General features: G+C 67.0%; 16 protein-coding genes. 6 read left to right on the plus strand and 10 right to left on the minus strand.

Annotation, left to right across the window (positions count from 1 at the left end):
* Positions 1-32 precede the first annotated feature (32 nt).
* Complete coding sequence (gene mutS / locus ACIP1U_RS09135; protein ID WP_400314399.1) at positions 33-2,726, plus strand: DNA mismatch repair protein MutS; 2,694 nt, start codon at positions 33-35, stop codon at positions 2,724-2,726.
* The gene (locus ACIP1U_RS09140) at positions 2,723-3,757 is read left to right on the plus strand and encodes a hypothetical protein (RefSeq protein WP_400314127.1); all 1,035 of its coding nucleotides are present in this window, start codon (positions 2,723-2,725) and stop codon (positions 3,755-3,757) included. Before mutS ends, ACIP1U_RS09140 begins: the two co-directional genes overlap by 4 nt.
* A gap of 68 nt (positions 3,758-3,825) precedes the next feature.
* Here ACIP1U_RS09140 and ACIP1U_RS09145 read toward each other — a convergent pair whose 3' ends face one another.
* Entirely contained in the window at positions 3,826-4,353 is a 528-nt protein-coding gene (locus ACIP1U_RS09145) for a peptidylprolyl isomerase (RefSeq protein ID WP_400314128.1), read from the minus strand.
* Positions 4,354-4,364: 11 nt separating this feature from the next.
* On the opposite strand from ACIP1U_RS09145, the gene ACIP1U_RS09150 reads away from it, so the two are divergent.
* Complete coding sequence (locus ACIP1U_RS09150) at positions 4,365-5,570, plus strand: JmjC domain-containing protein (RefSeq protein WP_400314130.1); 1,206 nt, start codon at positions 4,365-4,367, stop codon at positions 5,568-5,570.
* Positions 5,571-5,769: 199 nt separating this feature from the next.
* Positions 5,770-6,012, plus strand: a complete 243-nt coding sequence (locus ACIP1U_RS09155; RefSeq protein WP_245179608.1) for a hypothetical protein — start codon at positions 5,770-5,772, stop codon at positions 6,010-6,012.
* Between the two features lie 77 nt (positions 6,013-6,089).
* Here ACIP1U_RS09155 and ACIP1U_RS09160 read toward each other — a convergent pair whose 3' ends face one another.
* From ACIP1U_RS09160 to ACIP1U_RS09190, 7 genes are all read right to left on the minus strand, one after another.
* Positions 6,090-6,878: an MBL fold metallo-hydrolase gene (locus tag ACIP1U_RS09160; protein WP_400314131.1), complete on the minus strand. Its 789-nt coding sequence runs from the start codon at positions 6,876-6,878 to the stop codon at positions 6,090-6,092.
* 72 nt (positions 6,879-6,950) lie between these two features.
* Complete coding sequence (gene bamC / locus ACIP1U_RS09165) at positions 6,951-8,183, minus strand: outer membrane protein assembly factor BamC (protein ID WP_400314133.1); 1,233 nt, start codon at positions 8,181-8,183, stop codon at positions 6,951-6,953.
* Positions 8,184-8,231: 48 nt separating this feature from the next.
* Positions 8,232-9,116, minus strand: a complete 885-nt coding sequence (dapA, locus tag ACIP1U_RS09170; protein WP_400314135.1) for a 4-hydroxy-tetrahydrodipicolinate synthase — start codon at positions 9,114-9,116, stop codon at positions 8,232-8,234.
* A gap of 147 nt (positions 9,117-9,263) precedes the next feature.
* The gene (locus tag ACIP1U_RS09175) at positions 9,264-9,854 is read right to left on the minus strand and encodes a class I SAM-dependent methyltransferase (RefSeq protein WP_400314136.1); all 591 of its coding nucleotides are present in this window, start codon (positions 9,852-9,854) and stop codon (positions 9,264-9,266) included.
* Between the two features lie 10 nt (positions 9,855-9,864).
* The gene (locus tag ACIP1U_RS09180) at positions 9,865-10,530 is read right to left on the minus strand and encodes a site-2 protease family protein (protein ID WP_400314138.1); all 666 of its coding nucleotides are present in this window, start codon (positions 10,528-10,530) and stop codon (positions 9,865-9,867) included.
* 100 nt (positions 10,531-10,630) lie between these two features.
* On the minus strand, positions 10,631-11,254 hold the full coding sequence (locus ACIP1U_RS09185) for an L-threonylcarbamoyladenylate synthase (RefSeq protein WP_400314140.1): 624 nt from the start codon (positions 11,252-11,254) through the stop codon (positions 10,631-10,633).
* Positions 11,255-11,282: 28 nt separating this feature from the next.
* Positions 11,283-12,128: a 3',5'-nucleoside bisphosphate phosphatase gene (locus tag ACIP1U_RS09190; protein WP_400314401.1), complete on the minus strand. Its 846-nt coding sequence runs from the start codon at positions 12,126-12,128 to the stop codon at positions 11,283-11,285.
* A gap of 181 nt (positions 12,129-12,309) precedes the next feature.
* On the opposite strand from ACIP1U_RS09190, the gene ACIP1U_RS09195 reads away from it, so the two are divergent.
* A complete protein-coding gene (locus tag ACIP1U_RS09195; RefSeq protein WP_400314142.1) occupies positions 12,310-13,389 on the plus strand; it encodes an NAD(P)/FAD-dependent oxidoreductase in 1,080 nt (359 codons plus the stop codon).
* A gap of 28 nt (positions 13,390-13,417) precedes the next feature.
* On the opposite strand, the gene ACIP1U_RS09200 is transcribed toward ACIP1U_RS09195, so the two are convergent.
* Complete coding sequence (locus tag ACIP1U_RS09200; protein ID WP_400314144.1) at positions 13,418-14,311, minus strand: alpha/beta fold hydrolase; 894 nt, start codon at positions 14,309-14,311, stop codon at positions 13,418-13,420.
* 158 nt (positions 14,312-14,469) lie between these two features.
* On the opposite strand from ACIP1U_RS09200, the gene ACIP1U_RS09205 reads away from it, so the two are divergent.
* The gene (locus tag ACIP1U_RS09205) at positions 14,470-16,212 is read left to right on the plus strand and encodes an acyl-CoA synthetase (RefSeq protein ID WP_400314146.1); all 1,743 of its coding nucleotides are present in this window, start codon (positions 14,470-14,472) and stop codon (positions 16,210-16,212) included.
* A 2-nt stretch (positions 16,213-16,214) separates the two neighbouring features.
* Here the strand turns inward: ACIP1U_RS09205 and ACIP1U_RS09210 are convergent, their stop codons facing one another.
* Complete coding sequence (locus ACIP1U_RS09210; RefSeq protein WP_400314147.1) at positions 16,215-17,183, minus strand: LysR family transcriptional regulator; 969 nt, start codon at positions 17,181-17,183, stop codon at positions 16,215-16,217.
* Positions 17,184-17,201 lie beyond the last annotated feature (18 nt).

The raw sequence follows: 17,201 nt of genomic DNA on the forward strand, positions 1-17,201 counted from the left end.
TGCAGGCCCACCGCCAGACAGGCTAAATGGCAATGGGATTGCAGAAGAAAACCGACCCTGAACAGACACAGGCAGACGCCGCAGGCAGCCGCCACACGCCCATGATGCAGCAATACCTTCGCATCAAGGCAGACCACCCCGACACCCTGCTGTTCTATCGCATGGGTGACTTCTACGAGCTGTTCCACGACGACGCCGAAAAGGCCGCGCGCCTGCTCGACATCACGCTGACCGCGCGCGGCGCCTCGAATGGCGTGCCGATCCGGATGGCCGGCATTCCGTTCCATTCGGCGGACCAGTACCTGGCCCGCCTGGTGAAGCTGGGCGAGTCGGTGGCGATCTGCGAACAGATCGGCGATCCCGCCACCAGCAAGGGGCCGGTGGAGCGCAAGGTGGTGCGCATCGTTACGCCGGGCACGCTGACCGACGCGGCGCTGCTGCCGGACAAGGTAGACACTTTCCTGATGGCGGTGCACCAGCAGACGACGCGCCGCGGCATCAGCAAGACCGGGCTGGCGTGGCTGAACCTGGCCAGCGGCGAGCTGCGCTTGATGGAGTGCGAGGTAGCGCAACTGGGCCGCGAGCTGGAGCGCGTCCGCCCCGCCGAACTGCTCTATGCCGACGGCATCGACCTCCCGGCACTGGCTTGCGCGCGCACGCGCCTGCCCGAATGGCATTTCGACCAGGATGCCGGCTCGCGCCGCCTGCGCGAGCAGCTGGGTGTGGCCAGCCTCGATCCATTTGGTTGTGCCGGGCTGGGCGCGGCGATCGGCGCCGCCGGCGCGCTGCTGAACTACGCCGCTACCACGCAGGGCCAGTCGCTGCGCCATGTGCAGGGCCTGAAGGTCGAACGCGAGTCGGAATACATCGGCCTGGATTCGGCCACGCGCCGCAACCTGGAACTGACCGAGACGCTGCGCGGCGGCGAATCGCCGACGCTGTTCTCTCTGCTGGATACCTGCTGCACCACGATGGGCAGCCGCGCGCTGCGCCACTGGCTGCATCATCCGCTGCGCGACCCGGCCGTGCCGCAGGCGCGGCAACAGGCCATCGGCGTGCTGATCGACCAGGGCACAGATACGCTGCGTGCCGCGCTGCGCCGGCTGGCCGATGTCGAGCGCATCACCTCGCGCCTGGCGCTGCTGAGCGCGCGCCCGCGCGACCTGTCCTCGCTACGCGACACGCTGCGCGCGCTGCCCGACGTGCAAGCCTGCATCCGCGACGAGCAGGACAGCCCGCTGCTGGTGCAGACGCTGCAGGACCTGGCAGTACCGCAGGCGTCCCTGGACCTGCTGGTGCGCGCGGTCGCCGAAGAACCCGCGACCGTGGTGCGCGACGGCGGCGTGATTGCGCGCGGATACGACACCGACCTGGACGAGCTGCGCGATATCTCCGAGAACTGCGGCCAGTTCCTGATCGACCTGGAAGCGCGCGAACGCACGCGCACCGGCATCGCCAACCTGCGCGTCGAGTTCAACCGCGTGCATGGCTTCTATATCGAGGTCACCAACGGCCAGGCCGACAAGGTGCCCGACGACTACCGCCGCCGCCAGACGCTGAAGAATGCCGAGCGCTATATCACGCCCGAGCTGAAGGCGTTCGAGGACAAGGCGCTGTCGGCGCAGGACCGCGCGCTCGCGCGCGAGAAGCAGCTCTACGACGGCCTGCTGCAGGCGCTGTTGCCGCATATCTGTGAACTGCAGCGCGTGGCCGGCGCGCTGGCGCGCCTCGACGTGCTGGCGGCACTGGCCGAGCGCGCGCAGACGCTGGACTGGTCCGCGCCCGAGCGCGTGCGCGAGAACGTGGTCGATATCGTGCAGGGCCGCCACCCGGTCGTGGAAGGCCAGCTGGCGGCGGAATCCGTGGCGTTTATCGCCAACGACAGCCAGCTCAATGAAGCGCGCAAGCTGCTGCTGATCACCGGCCCCAACATGGGCGGCAAGTCGACCTTCATGCGCCAGACCGCGCTGATCGTGCTGCTGGCCTGCGTGGGCGCCTACGTGCCGGCGCGGCGCGCCGTGATCGGCCCGATCGACCGCATCTTTACCCGCATCGGCGCGGCCGACGACCTGGCGGGCGGGCGCTCCACCTTCATGGTGGAAATGACCGAAGCCGCCGGCATCCTGCACCACGCCACGCCGTCTTCGCTGGTGCTGATGGACGAGATCGGCCGCGGCACGTCCACCTTCGATGGGCTGGCGCTGGCGTGGGCGATCGCGCGCCACCTGCTGTCGCACAACCGCAGCCATACGCTGTTCGCGACGCACTACTTCGAGCTGACGCAGTTGCCGCAGGAATTCCCGCAGGCCGCCAACGTACACCTGTCCGCAGTGGAGCACGGCGACGGCATCGTCTTTCTGCATGCGGTGCAGGATGGCCCCGCCAGCCAGAGCTATGGCCTGCAGGTAGCGCAGCTGGCCGGCGTGCCGCAGCCGGTAATCCGCGCCGCGCGCAAGCACCTGGCATGGCTGGAGCAGCAATCGGCCGATGCCACGCCGACGCCGCAGCTCGACCTGTTCGGCGCGCCAACAGTACCGGACGCCGATGACGACGAGGGCGACAGCCGTACCCCAGCCACGCCGCAGCCGGCCGCACTGGCGCCGGAGCATGCCGCGCTGATCGACACGCTGGCCGACCTGGACCCGGACAGCCTGACGCCGCGTGCCGCGCTCGATGCGCTGTACCGCCTCAAGGCGCTTGCAGGCGAGGCGATCGGCACGGCATGAACGCCAGGCGCCGGCACGCCGGCCGGATCCTCGCCACGGCATTGCTGCTGTGCGCGGCCAGTACCGGATGGCCGGCACCGGCCGGCCGCGGGGGCAAGGCCGCGCCCAAGCCGAAGCTGATCCGCGTCGCGCTGATCGCCGACCTGCCGCAATGGCCGGCCGCCGAAGCCAACACCACCGCCCTGCTCGACAGCTTTGCCGAACGCAGGCTCGACCTGGTGATCCACGCCGGCGGCATCAAGGGCGATACCGAATCCTGCAGCGACACCGTCCTGACGAGCCGCCAGCAGTTGCTCGCCCAGTCGCCGTTGCCGCTGCTCTACGTGCCGGGCGAGACCGACTGGGCCGAATGCAGGCTCCCGGTCAACGGCAATTTCGACTCGGTCGAGCGGCTGAACCGCCTGCGCGAGCTGTTCTTCCCTGAGGACGCCACGTTGGGCCAGCATCCGCGCCCGGTGGTGCGGCAGTCCGACCAGGCCCTGTTCCGTACCTTCCGCGAGAACGCTCGTCTCACGCTGGGCGACGTCCTGATCGTCGGCCTGAACGTGCCTGGCGACAACAACCACTACCGCAACGAGGGCGGGCGCAACAGCGAGTTCGAAGACCGGCGGGAGGCCAACCGCCAGTGGCTGGCGCGCGCGTTCTCGCTGGCGCGGCAGCGCGACATGAATGGCATCGTCGTGGTGGCCCATGCCGACCCGCACTTCGCCAACGGCTGGGAGAAGAAAGGCCGCCCGACGCTGCTGGACGGTTTCATGCGCCATCGCACGCGCGACGGCTACCTTGAGTTCAAGCGCCAACTGCGCGACCTCAGTGCGCGCTTTCCCGGCCAGGTGCTGCTGGTGCATGCTGGCGAAAGTGGCTTCCGCATCGACAAGCCGCTGCGCGACAGCGCCGGCAAGGTGCTGCAGAATTTCACGCGGGTTTCGCTGCCGAACAACGCTGTGGCGCAATGGGCCGAACTGGTGATCACGCCGAACGCGGCGGCACCGTTTTCGGTTTCGCTAAAGGACGCGCCGACCACGCCCTGAGCCGCTTGTCCGCCCATGAAAAAAGCCGGCTAAGCCGGCTTCCTTCATGGGCCACGGAGGGCGCGGGATCAGTGCAGCGTGCGCGGGGTATCGTCGTCCTCGTCCTCGTCCACCACCTCGACGCCCGAGGCGCCGTGGGCGTGGCCGTGCTCGATTTCCTCGGCGGTGGCCTCGCGCACTTCGGAAACCTTCAGCCAGAAGCGCAGCGCCATGCCGGCCAGCGGGTGGTTGCCGTCCAGCACCACTTTGTCTTCGGCAACGTCGGTCACGGTGTAGATGACGGAGTCTTCTTCATCGCCGTCCTCGGGCATGCCTTCGAACTGCATGCCGACTTCCAGCGGCTCGGGGAAACGGTCGCGCGGCTCGACCTTGACCAGGTCGGCATCGTAGTCGCCGAAGGCATCGTCTGGCTCGAGCTGCAACTGGGTCTCGAAGCCGGTGTCATGGCCGTCGAGCGCTTCCTCGATCTTGGGGAACGTGCCATCATACCCGCCGTGCAAATAGACCATGGCTTCATCTGACTCCTCGATCAGATTGCCTTGCGCGTCCGACAGCTTGTACATCACGGACACTACCGTGTTCTTAGCGATTTTCAATTCTTGACTCCATGAACGATTCCGCATTATACGCGCAGGCCCTGCCCCCTGGCCCCGTCGATCCAGACACTCCGCTCGACCTGCTTGGTGGCATGACGCCTGCTGCATTCATGCGGGATGTCTGGCACCGCAAGCCACTGCTGATTCGACAGGCGGTACCCGGAATCGTGCCGCCTGTGTCGCGCGATGCGCTTTTCGACCTTGCCGATCGCGACGAAGTTGAATCGCGCCTGGTGACGCACTTCCGCAATCGCTGGAAGCTCGAACATGGTCCATTTGCGCGCGAAAACCTCCCTGCCGTCAAGACCCGCCAGTGGACTTTGCTGGTGCAGGGCGTGAACCTCCACGATGCCGCCGCGGCTGAGTTGATGGGCCGCTTTCGCTTCGTGCCCGACGCGCGCCTGGACGACCTGATGATCAGCTACGCGTCCGATGGTGGCGGCGTCGGCCCGCACTTCGATTCCTACGACGTGTTTCTGCTGCAAGTCTCGGGCCGGCGCCGCTGGCGCATCTCGTCGCAGGCCAGCCTGCAACTGGTCCCTGACATGCCGCTGAAGATCCTTGCCGATTTCAGCGCCGAGGAAGAATGGGTGCTGGAGCCGGGCGACATGCTGTACCTGCCGCCGCAATACGCCCACGACGGCGTGGCCGAAGGCGAATGCATGACCTGCTCGATCGGCTTCCGTGCACCGGCCTACCGCGAACTGGCGGGTCACTTCCTGGCGTGGCTTTCCGAGACGGTAGAGGACAACGAAGACTTGGGCGGGCGTTACGCCGATGCCGGCGAACGTGCGGCGACCAGGCCCGCGCAACTGCCCGCCGGCATGGCCAAAGCAGTGGCCGAGCGGCTCAAGGCATTGCAATGGAATTCGCAGATGGTGTCGGAATTTCTTGGCTCACATCTGTCGGAACCGAAGCCGGGGGTCGAATTCGCCGAGATATCCGACCTGCCGCAGCGCCGTTATGAGAAACTTGCGGCCCAGCTTGGCGTCGTTCTTGCCTCTGCCTCGATTGCACTTTACGACCGGAACAATTTCTTCCTCAATGGGGAAGCCTATGAGCCCCCGGCCGAACTGATGCCTTGGCTGAAGAAACTGGCCGATAATCGCCACCTTAGTGGCAATGATATTGCGGCATGTGCCGCTCTGCCTGACCTGATGGATACTTTTCATCACTGGACGCAGGAGGGATGGCTACAATTGGGACCCCGGCTGTAATAATGCGTAACAATGCAATTCAGCAAATTTCGATGCTACACAAGCCGGGAAAACGCGGATATAATCGTTGGCTGGCTAGTACTGTGGACCACTGCATTTGTCGGCACCCGGGAGGGCCTCTATTTTGCAGTTCAAGAGCGATAATTACCGGTAATTATTCATCGCCTGTTTTTCGTTATTACAAGTTAAAGGACGAACAATGAAGAAGTCTCTCCTGATCGCATCGCTGCTGGCCGCTGTTGCTCTCGCCGCTTGCGGCAAGAAGGAAGAACCGGCTGCTCCGGCCGCTGACACGGCTGCTCCGGCTGCTGCCGCTCCGGCTGCTGAAGCTTCGGCTCCGGCTGCTGAAGCCCCGGCTGCTGCCGCTGCTGACGCATCGGCCCCGGCTGCTGACGCTTCGGCTCCGGCTGCTGACGCTTCGGCTCCGGCTGCCAAGCAGTAATCGGTTTCGACCAATAAAAAAACCGGCCTTCGGGCCGGTTTTTTTATTGGGCGCCGCATAGGCGCGTCGTGCGCGGCTCAGGCTCGCACCGCTTGCCAGTCCAGCCCCATTTCCTGATCGGCCACTAACACCTCCGAAGGCAACGCGCCCAACGCCGCAGCCAGCGCGCCCGTGGCCAGTTCACGCGTGTTGTTCTGCTTGCTCAGGTGCGCCGCAACGACGCGGTTCAGACCGGCATGCGCGATCTGCCCCAGGATGCTCGCCGCCACCTCATTGGCCAAATGGCCGAAATCACCGCCAATCCGCCGCTTCAGCGACGCCGGGTAGACTGAGTTGCGCAGCATCTCGCGGTCGTGATTGCACTCCAGCACCAGCGCATCGACACCTGACAGGCGCGCCGTCACATAGGGCGTTTCCATGCCGGCGTCGGTCAGCACGCCCAGACGCGCCTGTCCATCGGACAGCACGAACTGAAGCGGCTCGCGCGCGTCGTGCGGAACCGTGTACGGCATCACCTGGAGGCCGCCGATGACAAAGGCGTGGTCCGCAGCGCAGACGCGCACATCGGCGACGTCGGCGCCGCGCATGTGCGAGGTCGCCAGCCAGGTGCCGTGGCTGGTGTAGACCGCCAGCCGGTGCCGTGCCGCAAAGGCGTAGGCCGAGCCGACATGGTCGCCATGCTCGTGCGTGACCAGCACGGCGTCGAGCTGGTCCGGCGTGACGCCAAGCCGCTCCAGGCGACGCGCGGTCTCGCGGATGCCGAAGCCGCAGTCGAGCAGCACACGCGTGGTGGTAGTGTCTTCGCGGGATTCGATCAGCAGCGAGTTGCCCTCGCTGCCGCTGCCGAGGAAGGCGAAGCGCATCATGGGCGCGCCCTCCCCGCCGTGCAGTTGGCAGGCCGGCCAGGACGGCCGGTGGTTGAGCCGGTCACCGCCGGCTCAGTGCAGTTGCTCGTCGAGCAGCGACAGGATGCGCTTGCCGATTTCGCCGTTCTCCGGCTGGCCGGCGTCGTTAAGCACCGTCACCAGCGTGCCGCTGCCAGTGCCCTTGAGCGCCACGCGGTATTTCTTGGCGGTCTTGGGATCTTCCGGCTTGGTGAACAGCTTGGAGAAGAAGCCACGGTTGTCGACGCTGGTGCGCGGATCGACGTAGCGCACGTAGTACAGGCCCTGGGCACGGTCGCGGTCTTCGATGGTGAAGTTGACGCGATCCAGCGACAGACCGACCGAACGCCAGGCGCGGTCGAACGGCTCCGGCAATTGCAGCGCCGGGGCGCCATTGACCTGGGCCAGGTAGGACTTCTGGGTTGCACCGCCGGCTGCGGCAGCCGTGGTGCCGGCTGCGCCAGCCGCCGCCGCTTCAGCCGCCGCCGCGTTGTTGCCAGCCGGCGCCGGGTTCTTGGCCATGCGGTCGGCCTGTTCCTTCTGCACGCCCAGGCGTTGCGCCAGGCGCGACAGGAATTCGGCCTCCAGCTCGGGATCGGCCGGACGCGGGGTCCAGACGGTGCTGGACTTGTCGATGCCGGTCAGTTGCTCCTGCGCGCCGCGGTGGCTGATGAACACTTCCAGCGTGCCGTTCTGCGCGCGTTCGACGCGGGTGCGGAACTTGTCGCGCTCGGAGGTCGAGTACAGGCCGTCGAACACCTTGCCGATGGTATTGCGGATGATGTCCTGCGGGATCTTGGCGCGGTTCTCGGCCCAGTCGGTTTCCATGATGCCGGTCTCGGGCGAGTCCTGCACCAGCAGGAAACCGCTTTCCTGCCAGAAGCCGCGCAGTTGCTGCCACAGCTGGTCGCCGCGCATGCCGTTGCTGATCACCAGCCAGCGCGTGTTGCCGTCGCGCTCCATGCGAATGCCCTGCGCCGAGGGCAATACGTTCTCGGTCGGGGATTGCTCGCGCACCTTGGTTGCCTGGCTGTAGGTCGACAGCGTCGAGGTGCCGTTGGCATCAGGCACGGAGTAGCGGCGGTCGCCTTCCAGCTTGGTCAGGTCCGGCGGAATGTCCAGCGTGGGCGTGCGCTTCGACGCCGACGACTTGTAGTCGATCTTGTCGGGCTGCATCGCTTCGTTGATGCTGCTGCAGCCGGTGATCACGCCCGCGGCCAGCACGGGCACAACCAGGGCGGCGCGGCGGACTTGCGTCGCGCCGCGGCGGTTAAGCTTCGATTTCATTGACACGCAATCCTAGTTGAGGGAGCGACAGCAAGACGCCGCGGTAAATCAGGCCAACAGGCCGGCGGCGGCCAGTGCCTTGCGTACGGTTTCGTGGTTGGCTTCGGACAGCGGGGTCAGCGGCAGGCGGATGCCGCCTTCCATCTTGCCCATCTGCTGCAGCGCCCACTTGACCGGGATCGGATTGGCTTCGATGAACATAGCCTTATTCAGTCCGATCAGTTCCATGTGCAGGCGGCGCGCGGTGACGACGTCGCCCTTGAGTGCCGCCGCGCACATCTCGTGCATCTTGCGCGGTGCCACGTTCGCGGTGACCGAGATATTGCCCTTGCCGCCCAGCAGGATCAGCGCGACCGCGGTGGGATCGTCGCCGCTGTAGATGGCAAAGCCTTCCGGCGCATCGTTGATCAGTTGCGCGGCGCGGTCGATATTGCCCGTGGCTTCCTTGACGCCGACGATGCCCGGCACCTGCGCCAGGCGCAGGATGGTGTCGTTGCTCATGTCGGCAACGGTGCGGCCCGGCACGTTGTACAGCAGCACCGGCAGCTCCACCGCTTCCGCGATGGTGCGGAAATGGCGGTACATCCCTTCCTGGGTCGGCTTGTTGTAGTACGGCACGACCTGCAGCGATGCATCGGCACCCACCTTCTTGGCGAAGGCGGTCAGCTCGATGGCCTCCTTGGTGGAGTTGCCGCCGGTACCCGCGATGATCGGGATGCGCTTGCCGGCCTGTTCCACGGCCACGCGGATCAGCTCGCAGTGCTCCTCGACGGAGACCGTCGGGGATTCACCGGTCGTGCCGACGATCACGATGGCGTCGGTACCCTCGGCGACGTGCCAGTCGACCAGTGCGCGCAGGGCCGGGAAGTCCAGGCTGCCGTCCTCATGCATCGGGGTGACAATGGCGACGATGCTGCCGGTAATCTGTGTCATATCGTTAGGAATTCGGGATGCGAATAACGGGATTGTACCGGAACCGCAGGCGGCTTCGACCGCCGGCGGGTAGCTGGTTGATTCGGGGTTGATACCAACTGTTTCAACGTGTGCAGCGGCATTCTCGCCGACAGCGCACATGCACTTTCAGGGGTCCAGGCGATAGCGTGCCGGGGTGGTCGCATGCGGCGCGGCGGCGGCCTCGCGCACCGCACACAGGCGCTGCACAAAGGCCGTTTTCGGCACTTTCTGCACGCCGTCCTCATAAGCGATGACGCGCAGGCCGTGCGCGCGCGCCACTTCGAGCAATTCACCGGGGCGCAGCAGAAAATCAGGCCGCGACGGCTTGCCAACGGTCTCGTTGCCTGCCGCGAAGGTCTCGTACAGCCACACGCCACCCGGCGCCAGCGCCGCGGCCAGGTGCGGCCACAGCGGCCGGTGCAGGTAGTTGGTGACGACGATGGCGTCGAACGGCGCCTCGTCGGCCAGCGGCCAGGTACCCTGCTCCAGGTCGGCCACGCGGCCGGTCACGTTGGACGGCAACGCGGCGATGGCGGCGGCATCGCGGTCAACTGCCAGCACCGCATGGCCGCACGCGGCCAGCCAGGCGGCATGGCGGCCGCTGCCACAGGCCAGGTCGAGCACGCGGGCGCCGGGGCGCAGCAAGTGCGCCCAGCGGATAACCCACGCGGACGGTGCGGACAGGCCGGCATGCGGCGCAACTTGGACGTCGATCATAACGCCCCCGTCAGTGCAGCAGCATCACGATCGGGCGCAGCATCAGCTCGATCAGCGACATCAGCACGTTGACCACCGGCGTCATCCAGATAGTCGTGATCACGCCCGCGGCGACCAGCGCCAGCACCACGAAAATCCCGTAGGGCTCGATGCGCGACACCGCGCGCGCCACGCCCTGCGGCAGCAGCGCGGTCAGCACGCGGCCACCGTCCAGCGGCGGCACCGGGAACAGGTTGAAGGCAGCCACTACCAGGTTGACGCGCACGCCCGCCAGCGCCATTTCGCCAAAGAAGGGTTCGCGCACGCCGCCCCAGGTCATGCCGATCGCCAGCAGCACCCAGACAAAGGCCTGCACGACGTTGCTGGCGGGGCCCGCCAGCGCTACCCACATACCATGCCAGCGCGGATTGCGCAGGCGCTCGAACACCACCGGCACCGGCTTGGCATAGCCAAACACGAACTGGCCGCTGGTCATGATGTACAGCAGCAGCGGCACTGCCACGGTGCCGATCGGGTCGATATGGCGGATCGGGTTCAGGCTGACCCGTCCGAGCAAATAGGCCGTGTTGTCGCCAAACACTTTGGCCACATAACCGTGCGACGCCTCGTGCAGCGTGATGGCGAACAGCACCGGCAGGGCATAGACCGCGAAGGTCTGGATAAGGGAGGAATCCATGACGGCTATTGTAACGGGCCGCCGGCTTGCCAGGCGCACGGCGGCGCACCTGTGGTGGCGGCGCAGCGCGGGTTAGCGCCGAGGTTCGGAGCCCCGGGGTTCAGAGCCCGAAGAGCGAAATGTCGCCGCGGCCAGCGCGCACCAGCTCGGGCTCGCCGCTTGTCAGGTCGATCACCGTGGTCGGCTGCGCCGGCGCGGGCCCGCCACAGACCACCAGGTCAAGCTGCTTTTCCAGCCGGGCGCGGATTTCCGCCGGGTCATTGAGCGGCTCCTCGTCGCCGGGCATCTGCAGCGTGGCAGAGATCAGCGGCTCGCCGGTTTCGCCCAGCAGTTCCAGCGGGATGGCGTGGTCGGGCACGCGCATGCCGATGGTCTTGCGCGCCGGGTGCGACAGGCGCCGCGGCACTTCCTTGGTGGCTTCCAGGATAAAGACGTACGGCCCGGGCGTGGCACCCTTGATCCAGCGGTACTGGCGGTTGTCGACGCGGGCGAAGTTGCCCAACTCGGACAAATCGCGGCACATCAGCGTCAGGTGGTGGCGATCGTCGATGCCGCGCAGCCGGCGCAGGCGCTCGACCGCGTGCTTGTCGTCGAGCTGGCAGGCGAGCGCGTAGCTGGAATCGGTCGGCAGCGCGATCAGTCCGCCCTTCTGCAGGATCTGTGCGGCCTGCTTGATCAGGCGCGACTGCGGGTTGAGCGGATGGATCTCGAAGTACTGGGACATGCAGGGCGCCTTTCGTGTGGCTGGCTGGTTACCAGTCGTGCCAGACCGGCGTGACCGTGGACGGCAGGGGTGGCAGCGTGCCGAGTTCGACCCGGCCTTCGCCGGGCCCATGAAAATCCGAGCCGCGCGACGCCAGCAGCCCGTAGTGGCGCGCCACGTCGGCATAACGGCGGTACTGGTCCGGCGTGTGGCTGCCGGTCACGACCTCGACGGCGCCGCCGCCGAGCGACTTGAACTCGTCGAACAGGGCATCGTGCTGGGTGTCGGTGTAGTGGTAGCGGCCGGGGTGGGCGATTACTGCGATGCCACCGGCGGTGCGGATCCAGCCAACCGCCTCGGCCAGGCTGGCCCAACGGTGGCCGACATAACCGGGCCGGCCTTCCGACAGGTATTCGCTGAACACGTCGCCGATGGTGGCGCAGTGGCCCTGGTCAACCAGCCAGCGCGCGAAATGGGTGCGCGAGATCAGGTCGGGATTGCCTACGTACTTCAATGCACCGGCGTAGGCGCCCTCGATGCCGGCCCTGGCCAGCGCCTCGCCGATGTCGCGCGCACGCCGGGCACGTCCGCAACGGGTGTCGGTCAGGCCATCGATCAGTTCGGGACAGAACGGGTCGATCTGCAGGCCGACGATATGCACGGTCTGCCCGGCCCAGGTCACCGAAATCTCCACGCCCGGCACATAGCGCATGCCGAATTCCTCGGCTGCGGCGCGCGCCGCGGCTTGCCCGCCTACCTCATCGTGGTCGGTCAATGCCCAGTACGCGACGCCCGCATCGCGCGCGATTTCCGCCACCGCGCGGGGCGACAGCGTGCCGTCGGACACGGTGGAATGGCAGTGCAGGTCAGCGTTGATGGCGTGGGCGTTTAGCATGGGGCTCATTCTACTCCGGTCGCCCTTCGCCTGCGTGGCGCCGGCGCCGTGCCGGAGGTGGTTTGGCGCCCATGGCAAAGCCCTGCCGGCAACGCTGGCGTCGCCGGGAAGCGGGCTCGCGCGGGGTATAGTCGGGCTTTGCACCATCTTCCGCGGGCCGTCCGTGCCCGCCTTGCCTGCCATGTCTACCGACACCACCACCGCCACGCCCGCCGTCACCACCACAGATGTCCTGATCGTGGGCGCCGGCCCGGTCGGGCTGTTCGCCGCCTTCCAGGCTGGCGTGCTCGGCCTCAAATGTGAACTGATCGACGTGCTCGATCGCGCCGGCGGCCAGTGCACCGAGCTGTATCCCGAAAAGCCGATCTACGACATCCCGGCCGTCCCCGGCTGCCTGGCGCAGGACCTGGTGGACCGGTTGCTGGAGCAATGCGCGCCGTTCGCCTTCCCGATGCATTTCGGCCAGCGCGCAGAAAGCGTGTCCGAAATCCCCGGCGCGCCTCCGCAGCACGGCCAGCCGGCCCACGAGCGCATGCAGGTCACCACCGATGGCGGCAAGCGCTTCGATGTCGCAGCGGTGCTGGTCTGCTCCGGCGCGGGCGCGTTCGCGCCGCAGCGCGTTGCGGTGCCGGAAGCCGCGGCGTTGGAAGGCCGCCACGTGCACTACGCCGTGCGCGATGTATCGCGCTTTGCCGGCAAGCGGGTAATCGTCGCCGGCGGCGGCGACTCGGCGCTGGACTGGGCGCTGGCGCTGCGCAAGGTGGCAGCTCGCGTGACGCTGCTGCACCGGCGCGAGGGCTTCCGCGCCGCTGATGGCACCGTGGCCGAGATGCGCGCCGCGGTGGCGGCCGGCGAGATGGATTTCGTGGTCGGCATGCTAGGCACCCTGCGCACCGATGGCGATGCACTGGCCGAAGTGGAAGTGCGCACCCGCGACGGCAGCCAGATGCTGCCCGCCGATGAGCTGGTGGCGCTATACGGCCTGGTGTCCGAGCCCGGCCCGATCGCGCAATGGGACATGGACATGCGTGCCGGCCGCATCCTGGTCGACACCACCACGTATGAAAGCTCGCGCCGCGGCATCTTTGCCGCGGGCGATATCGCCTTCTATCCCAACAAGCAGAAGCTGATCCTGTCCGGCTTCCACGAAGCCGCGCTGGCGCTGCGCAAGGCGTATCACTACGCCTTCCCGGAGAAGGCGCTGGTGCATGTCCACACCAGCAACAACGCCGCGCTGAAGGAAAAGCTCACCCACGCCTGAGAGCGGGCGTCGCACAGCGGGGCCCGCACTACAGGCAGAACGACTCGACCAGCTCGGCCACCGCGGCCGGCTGGTCGTGGTGGAGCATGTGGCCGGCGTCGTCGATCACCGCTTCACGGAAATCGCGGAAGGCGCGGAAGCGCTGCTTGAATTCGTCGATGCTCTGCTTGTGGGCGATATTACGCAGCGTCTCCGAATCGCGCGCCTCCACATGCAACACCGGTGCGCTGACCTGTTCCCAGATCGCCATCACCTCATCAAGCCGGTACAGCATCGGATTGACCAGTTTGTGCGCCGGGTCGCCCAGGATTTCCCAGCGGCCGTCTGCACTCCGGCGCGACCAGTGCGCGGCCAGGAACGCGGCGCGGTCGTCGGGCAAACGCGGATTGGTCTTCTGCAGGCGCGCGGCCACGCCGTCGACACTGTCGTAGGTTCTCAGCTCGGCGCCTGTGCGCATGTCGTCCAGCCAGCGCGCGTAGCGCTTGGGGGCGTGCACCGGCCGTGTCGCCGTCATGCCGAAGCCTTCCAGGTCCACCACGCGGCGCACGCGTGCGGGGCGGATGCCGGCGTACAGGCAGATCACGTTGGCGCCCATGCTGTGGCCGACCAGGTCTGCCTGCCCTTCCGGCTGGTAGTGATCGAGCAGCGCCTCCAGGTCGGCGATGTAGTCGGGGAACCAATAGGACTGCGTGCCGGGATAGCGCGAAGGCCAGTCGGTCTCGCCAAAGCCGCGCCAGTCGGGGGCGATCACGTGCCAGTCGCCGCGCAGGTGGTCGACCAGAAACTGGAACGAGGCGGCCACGTCCATCCAGCCATGCAGCATGAACAGCTTGCGCGCGCCGGGCGAGCCCCAGTGGCGCACGTGGTAGCGCAGCCCGCGCAACGTGATAAATTCAGACCGCGAAGTTTCCTTGATTGTCATTGTCTCCACCCTGGCGTCGGGTCTTCCTGCCGCCAGGGCTGGCGAAGGGAAGCCTCGACAAAATAGAACGATCGTTCGCTTGCAGGCATTATAGCGGCCAGTGCCATTAGCAGCTTGCCGCGCCGGCGAACGGACAGGAGACCTTCAGGAGATCTTGGATGGCCGCAGCTGCCTTGCCGGCAAACCGGCGCGACGACTACCGCGCGCTGTACGAATCCTTCCGCTGGGAAATCCCCCCGAATTTCAACATTGCCGAAGCCTGCTGCGGCCGCTGGGCGCGGGATCCGGCAACCATGGACCGCATCGCCGTCTATACCGAGCATGAAGACGGCCGGCGCAACGCGCATACCTTCGCCTACATCCAGGCCGAGGCCAACCGGCTCTCGGCGGCACTGCGCGACCTTGGCGTGGCGCGCGGCGACCGCGTTGCAATCGTGATGCCCCAGCGGATCGAGACCGTGATCGCCCATATGGCGATCTACCAGCTGGGCGCGATCGCGATGCCGCTGTCGATGCTGTTCGGGCCGGAGGCGCTGGCCTACCGCATCGCGCACAGCGAAGCCAGCGTGGCGATCGCCGACGAAACCTCGATCGACAACGTGCTCGCCGCGCGACCGGAATGCCCGGCGCTGGCCACCGTGATCGCCGCCGGCGATACGCACGGCCGCGGCGACCATGACTGGGACGTGCTGCTGGCCGCGCAGTTGCCTGCCTTCACCGCTGAGCAGACCAAGGCCGACGCGGCCGCCGTGCTGATCTACACCAGCGGCACCACCGGACCGCCCAAGGGCGCGCTGATCCCGCACCGCGCGCTGGTCGGCAACCTGACCGGCTTTGTCTGCTCGCAGAACTGGTATCCGCAGGATGACGATGTGTTCTGGAGCCCGGCCGACTGGGCCTGGACCGGCGGGCTGTGGGATGCGCTGATGCCGGCGCTGTACTTCGGCAAGCCCATTGTCGGCTACCAGGGCCGCTTCTCCGCCGAGCGCGCCTTCGAGCTGCTCGAGCGCTACGCCGTCACCAACACCTTCCTGTTCCCGACCGCGCTCAAGCAGATGATGAAGGCCTGCCCCGAGCCGCGGCAGCGCTATGACATCAGGCTGCGGGCATTGATGAGCGCCGGCGAAGCGGTTGGCGAGACCGTGTTCGGCTGGTGCCGCGACGCGCTCGGCGTGATCGTCAACGAGATGTTCGGCCAGACCGAGATCAACTACATCGTCGGCAACTGCACCGCGCAGAACGACAACGAGCGCCTGGGCTGGCCGGCGCGGCCCGGCTCGATGGGCCGCCCCTACCCCGGCCATCGCGTGCAGGTGATCGACGATGAAGGCCGCCCCTGCGCGCCGGGCGAGGACGGCGAGGTCGCGGTCTGTGCCACCGATGTCTCCGGGCATCCGGACCCGGTGTTCTTCCTCGGCTACTGGAAAAACGACGCGGCGACCGCGGGCAAGTACGTCGAGCGCGACGGCCTGCGCTGGTGCCGCACGGGCGATCTCGCGCGCATCGATGCCGATGGCTACCTTTGGTACCAGGGCCGTGCCGACGATGTGTTCAAGTCCTCGGGCTACCGCATCGGGCCGAGCGAGATCGAGAACTGCCTGCTCAAGCATCCGGCGGTGTCCAACTGCGCGGTGGTGCCTTCGCCCGATCCCGAGCGCGGCGCGGTGGTCAAGGCCTTTGTGGTGCTGACGCCGTCGGTGGCGCGTTCGTTCGACGGCGACGCGGCACTGGTGGCTGCGCTGGTGGCTGAATTGCAGGCGCACGTGCGTGGCCAGCTGGCGCCGTATGAATACCCGAAGGCCATTGAGTTCATCGACCAGCTGCCGATGACCACCACCGGCAAGATTCAACGGCGCGTGCTGCGCTTGCTGGAGGAAGAGCGCGCAGGCAAGCGCGCCTAGGCTCACCCTCGCCGCGACAGCGCCGGCAGGCGTCGGGCTGGCCCGCGCCTGGCCGATGCCGCCGACGCCGCCGACGCCGCCACATCGGCGGGAAAGACCCGCGCGCAGAGGAAATCCACCAACGCCCGTACCTTGGGCGAAGGATGCTTGCTCGCCGGCCAGAGTACGTGAAAGGCTTTGGCCGGCCCCACATGATCCGGCAGGACATGGCACAGGCTGCCATCGGCCAGTTGCTCACGGATCGAGAAATCCGGCAGGCAGGCAATGCCCAGGCCGCGCAGCGCAAAACACAAGCGCGTCTCGATGTTGTTGCAGATCATCGACGTCGGCAACACCGGCTCGGGATCCCCCGGCGCGTGCCGCAGGGGCCATGCCTCGAGCTTGCCGGTGTTCGGAAAGCGGTAGTGCAGGCAAGCATGGCCGGCCAGGTCGCCAGGGACCTTAGGAGTGCCATGCTGCGCCAGGTACTCGGGCGAGGCAACCAGCATGGCGTGGAACGCACCCAGCCTGCGCGCCGACAGGCGCGAGTCGGTAGGCGCGCCGGTCCGGACGACCGCATCGAAGCCTTCTTCGATGACATCGACCAACTGGTCGGTGAAATCCAGGTCCAGCTTGATGTCCGGATACTCGCGCATGAAATCGCCGAGCACGGGCAACACCAGTGAACTGACCAGCGGCAGGCTGACCCGCAGGCGGCCGCGCGGCGCCGCGGTGGCTTCGGCCAGTTCCAGTTCCGCCGCCTCGATTTCGGCGAGGACGCGGCGGCTGCGCTCCAGGAACAGCGCGCCTTCGGCGGTCAGCGTGACGCTGCGCGTACTGCGATGGAACAGGCGTACGCCGAGCCTTTCTTCCAGCCGCGCCACGCTCTTGCCGACGGCAGAGGCCGACACCCCGAGCAAGCGGCCGGCCGCGACAAAACTGCGCGTCTCGGCCACCTGCACAAACACGGCGAAGCTACTGATGCTATCCATAACGCCACCCGATTGCGG

Source organism: Cupriavidus sp. NPDC089707 (assembly GCF_044748965.1).
Lineage (GTDB): Bacteria > Pseudomonadota > Gammaproteobacteria > Burkholderiales > Burkholderiaceae > Cupriavidus.

Coding starts and splice junctions, on each gene's coding strand:
- mutS (WP_400314399.1), top strand. CDS start 33: ATGGGATTGCAGAAGAAAACCGACCCTGAACAGACACAGGCAGACGCC.
- ACIP1U_RS09140 (WP_400314127.1), top strand. CDS start 2,723: ATGAACGCCAGGCGCCGGCACGCCGGCCGGATCCTCGCCACGGCATTG.
- ACIP1U_RS09150 (WP_400314130.1), top strand. CDS start 4,365: ATGAACGATTCCGCATTATACGCGCAGGCCCTGCCCCCTGGCCCCGTC.
- ACIP1U_RS09155 (WP_245179608.1), top strand. CDS start 5,770: ATGAAGAAGTCTCTCCTGATCGCATCGCTGCTGGCCGCTGTTGCTCTC.
- ACIP1U_RS09160 (WP_400314131.1), bottom strand. CDS start 6,878: ATGATGCGCTTCGCCTTCCTCGGCAGCGGCAGCGAGGGCAACTCGCTG.
- bamC (WP_400314133.1), bottom strand. CDS start 8,183: ATGAAATCGAAGCTTAACCGCCGCGGCGCGACGCAAGTCCGCCGCGCC.
- dapA (WP_400314135.1), bottom strand. CDS start 9,116: ATGACACAGATTACCGGCAGCATCGTCGCCATTGTCACCCCGATGCAT.
- ACIP1U_RS09175 (WP_400314136.1), bottom strand. CDS start 9,854: ATGATCGACGTCCAAGTTGCGCCGCATGCCGGCCTGTCCGCACCGTCC.
- ACIP1U_RS09180 (WP_400314138.1), bottom strand. CDS start 10,530: ATGGATTCCTCCCTTATCCAGACCTTCGCGGTCTATGCCCTGCCGGTG.
- ACIP1U_RS09185 (WP_400314140.1), bottom strand. CDS start 11,254: ATGTCCCAGTACTTCGAGATCCATCCGCTCAACCCGCAGTCGCGCCTG.
- ACIP1U_RS09190 (WP_400314401.1), bottom strand. CDS start 12,128: ATGCTAAACGCCCACGCCATCAACGCTGACCTGCACTGCCATTCCACC.
- ACIP1U_RS09195 (WP_400314142.1), top strand. CDS start 12,310: ATGTCTACCGACACCACCACCGCCACGCCCGCCGTCACCACCACAGAT.
- ACIP1U_RS09200 (WP_400314144.1), bottom strand. CDS start 14,311: ATGACAATCAAGGAAACTTCGCGGTCTGAATTTATCACGTTGCGCGGG.
- ACIP1U_RS09205 (WP_400314146.1), top strand. CDS start 14,470: ATGGCCGCAGCTGCCTTGCCGGCAAACCGGCGCGACGACTACCGCGCG.
- ACIP1U_RS09210 (WP_400314147.1), bottom strand. CDS start 17,183: ATGGATAGCATCAGTAGCTTCGCCGTGTTTGTGCAGGTGGCCGAGACG.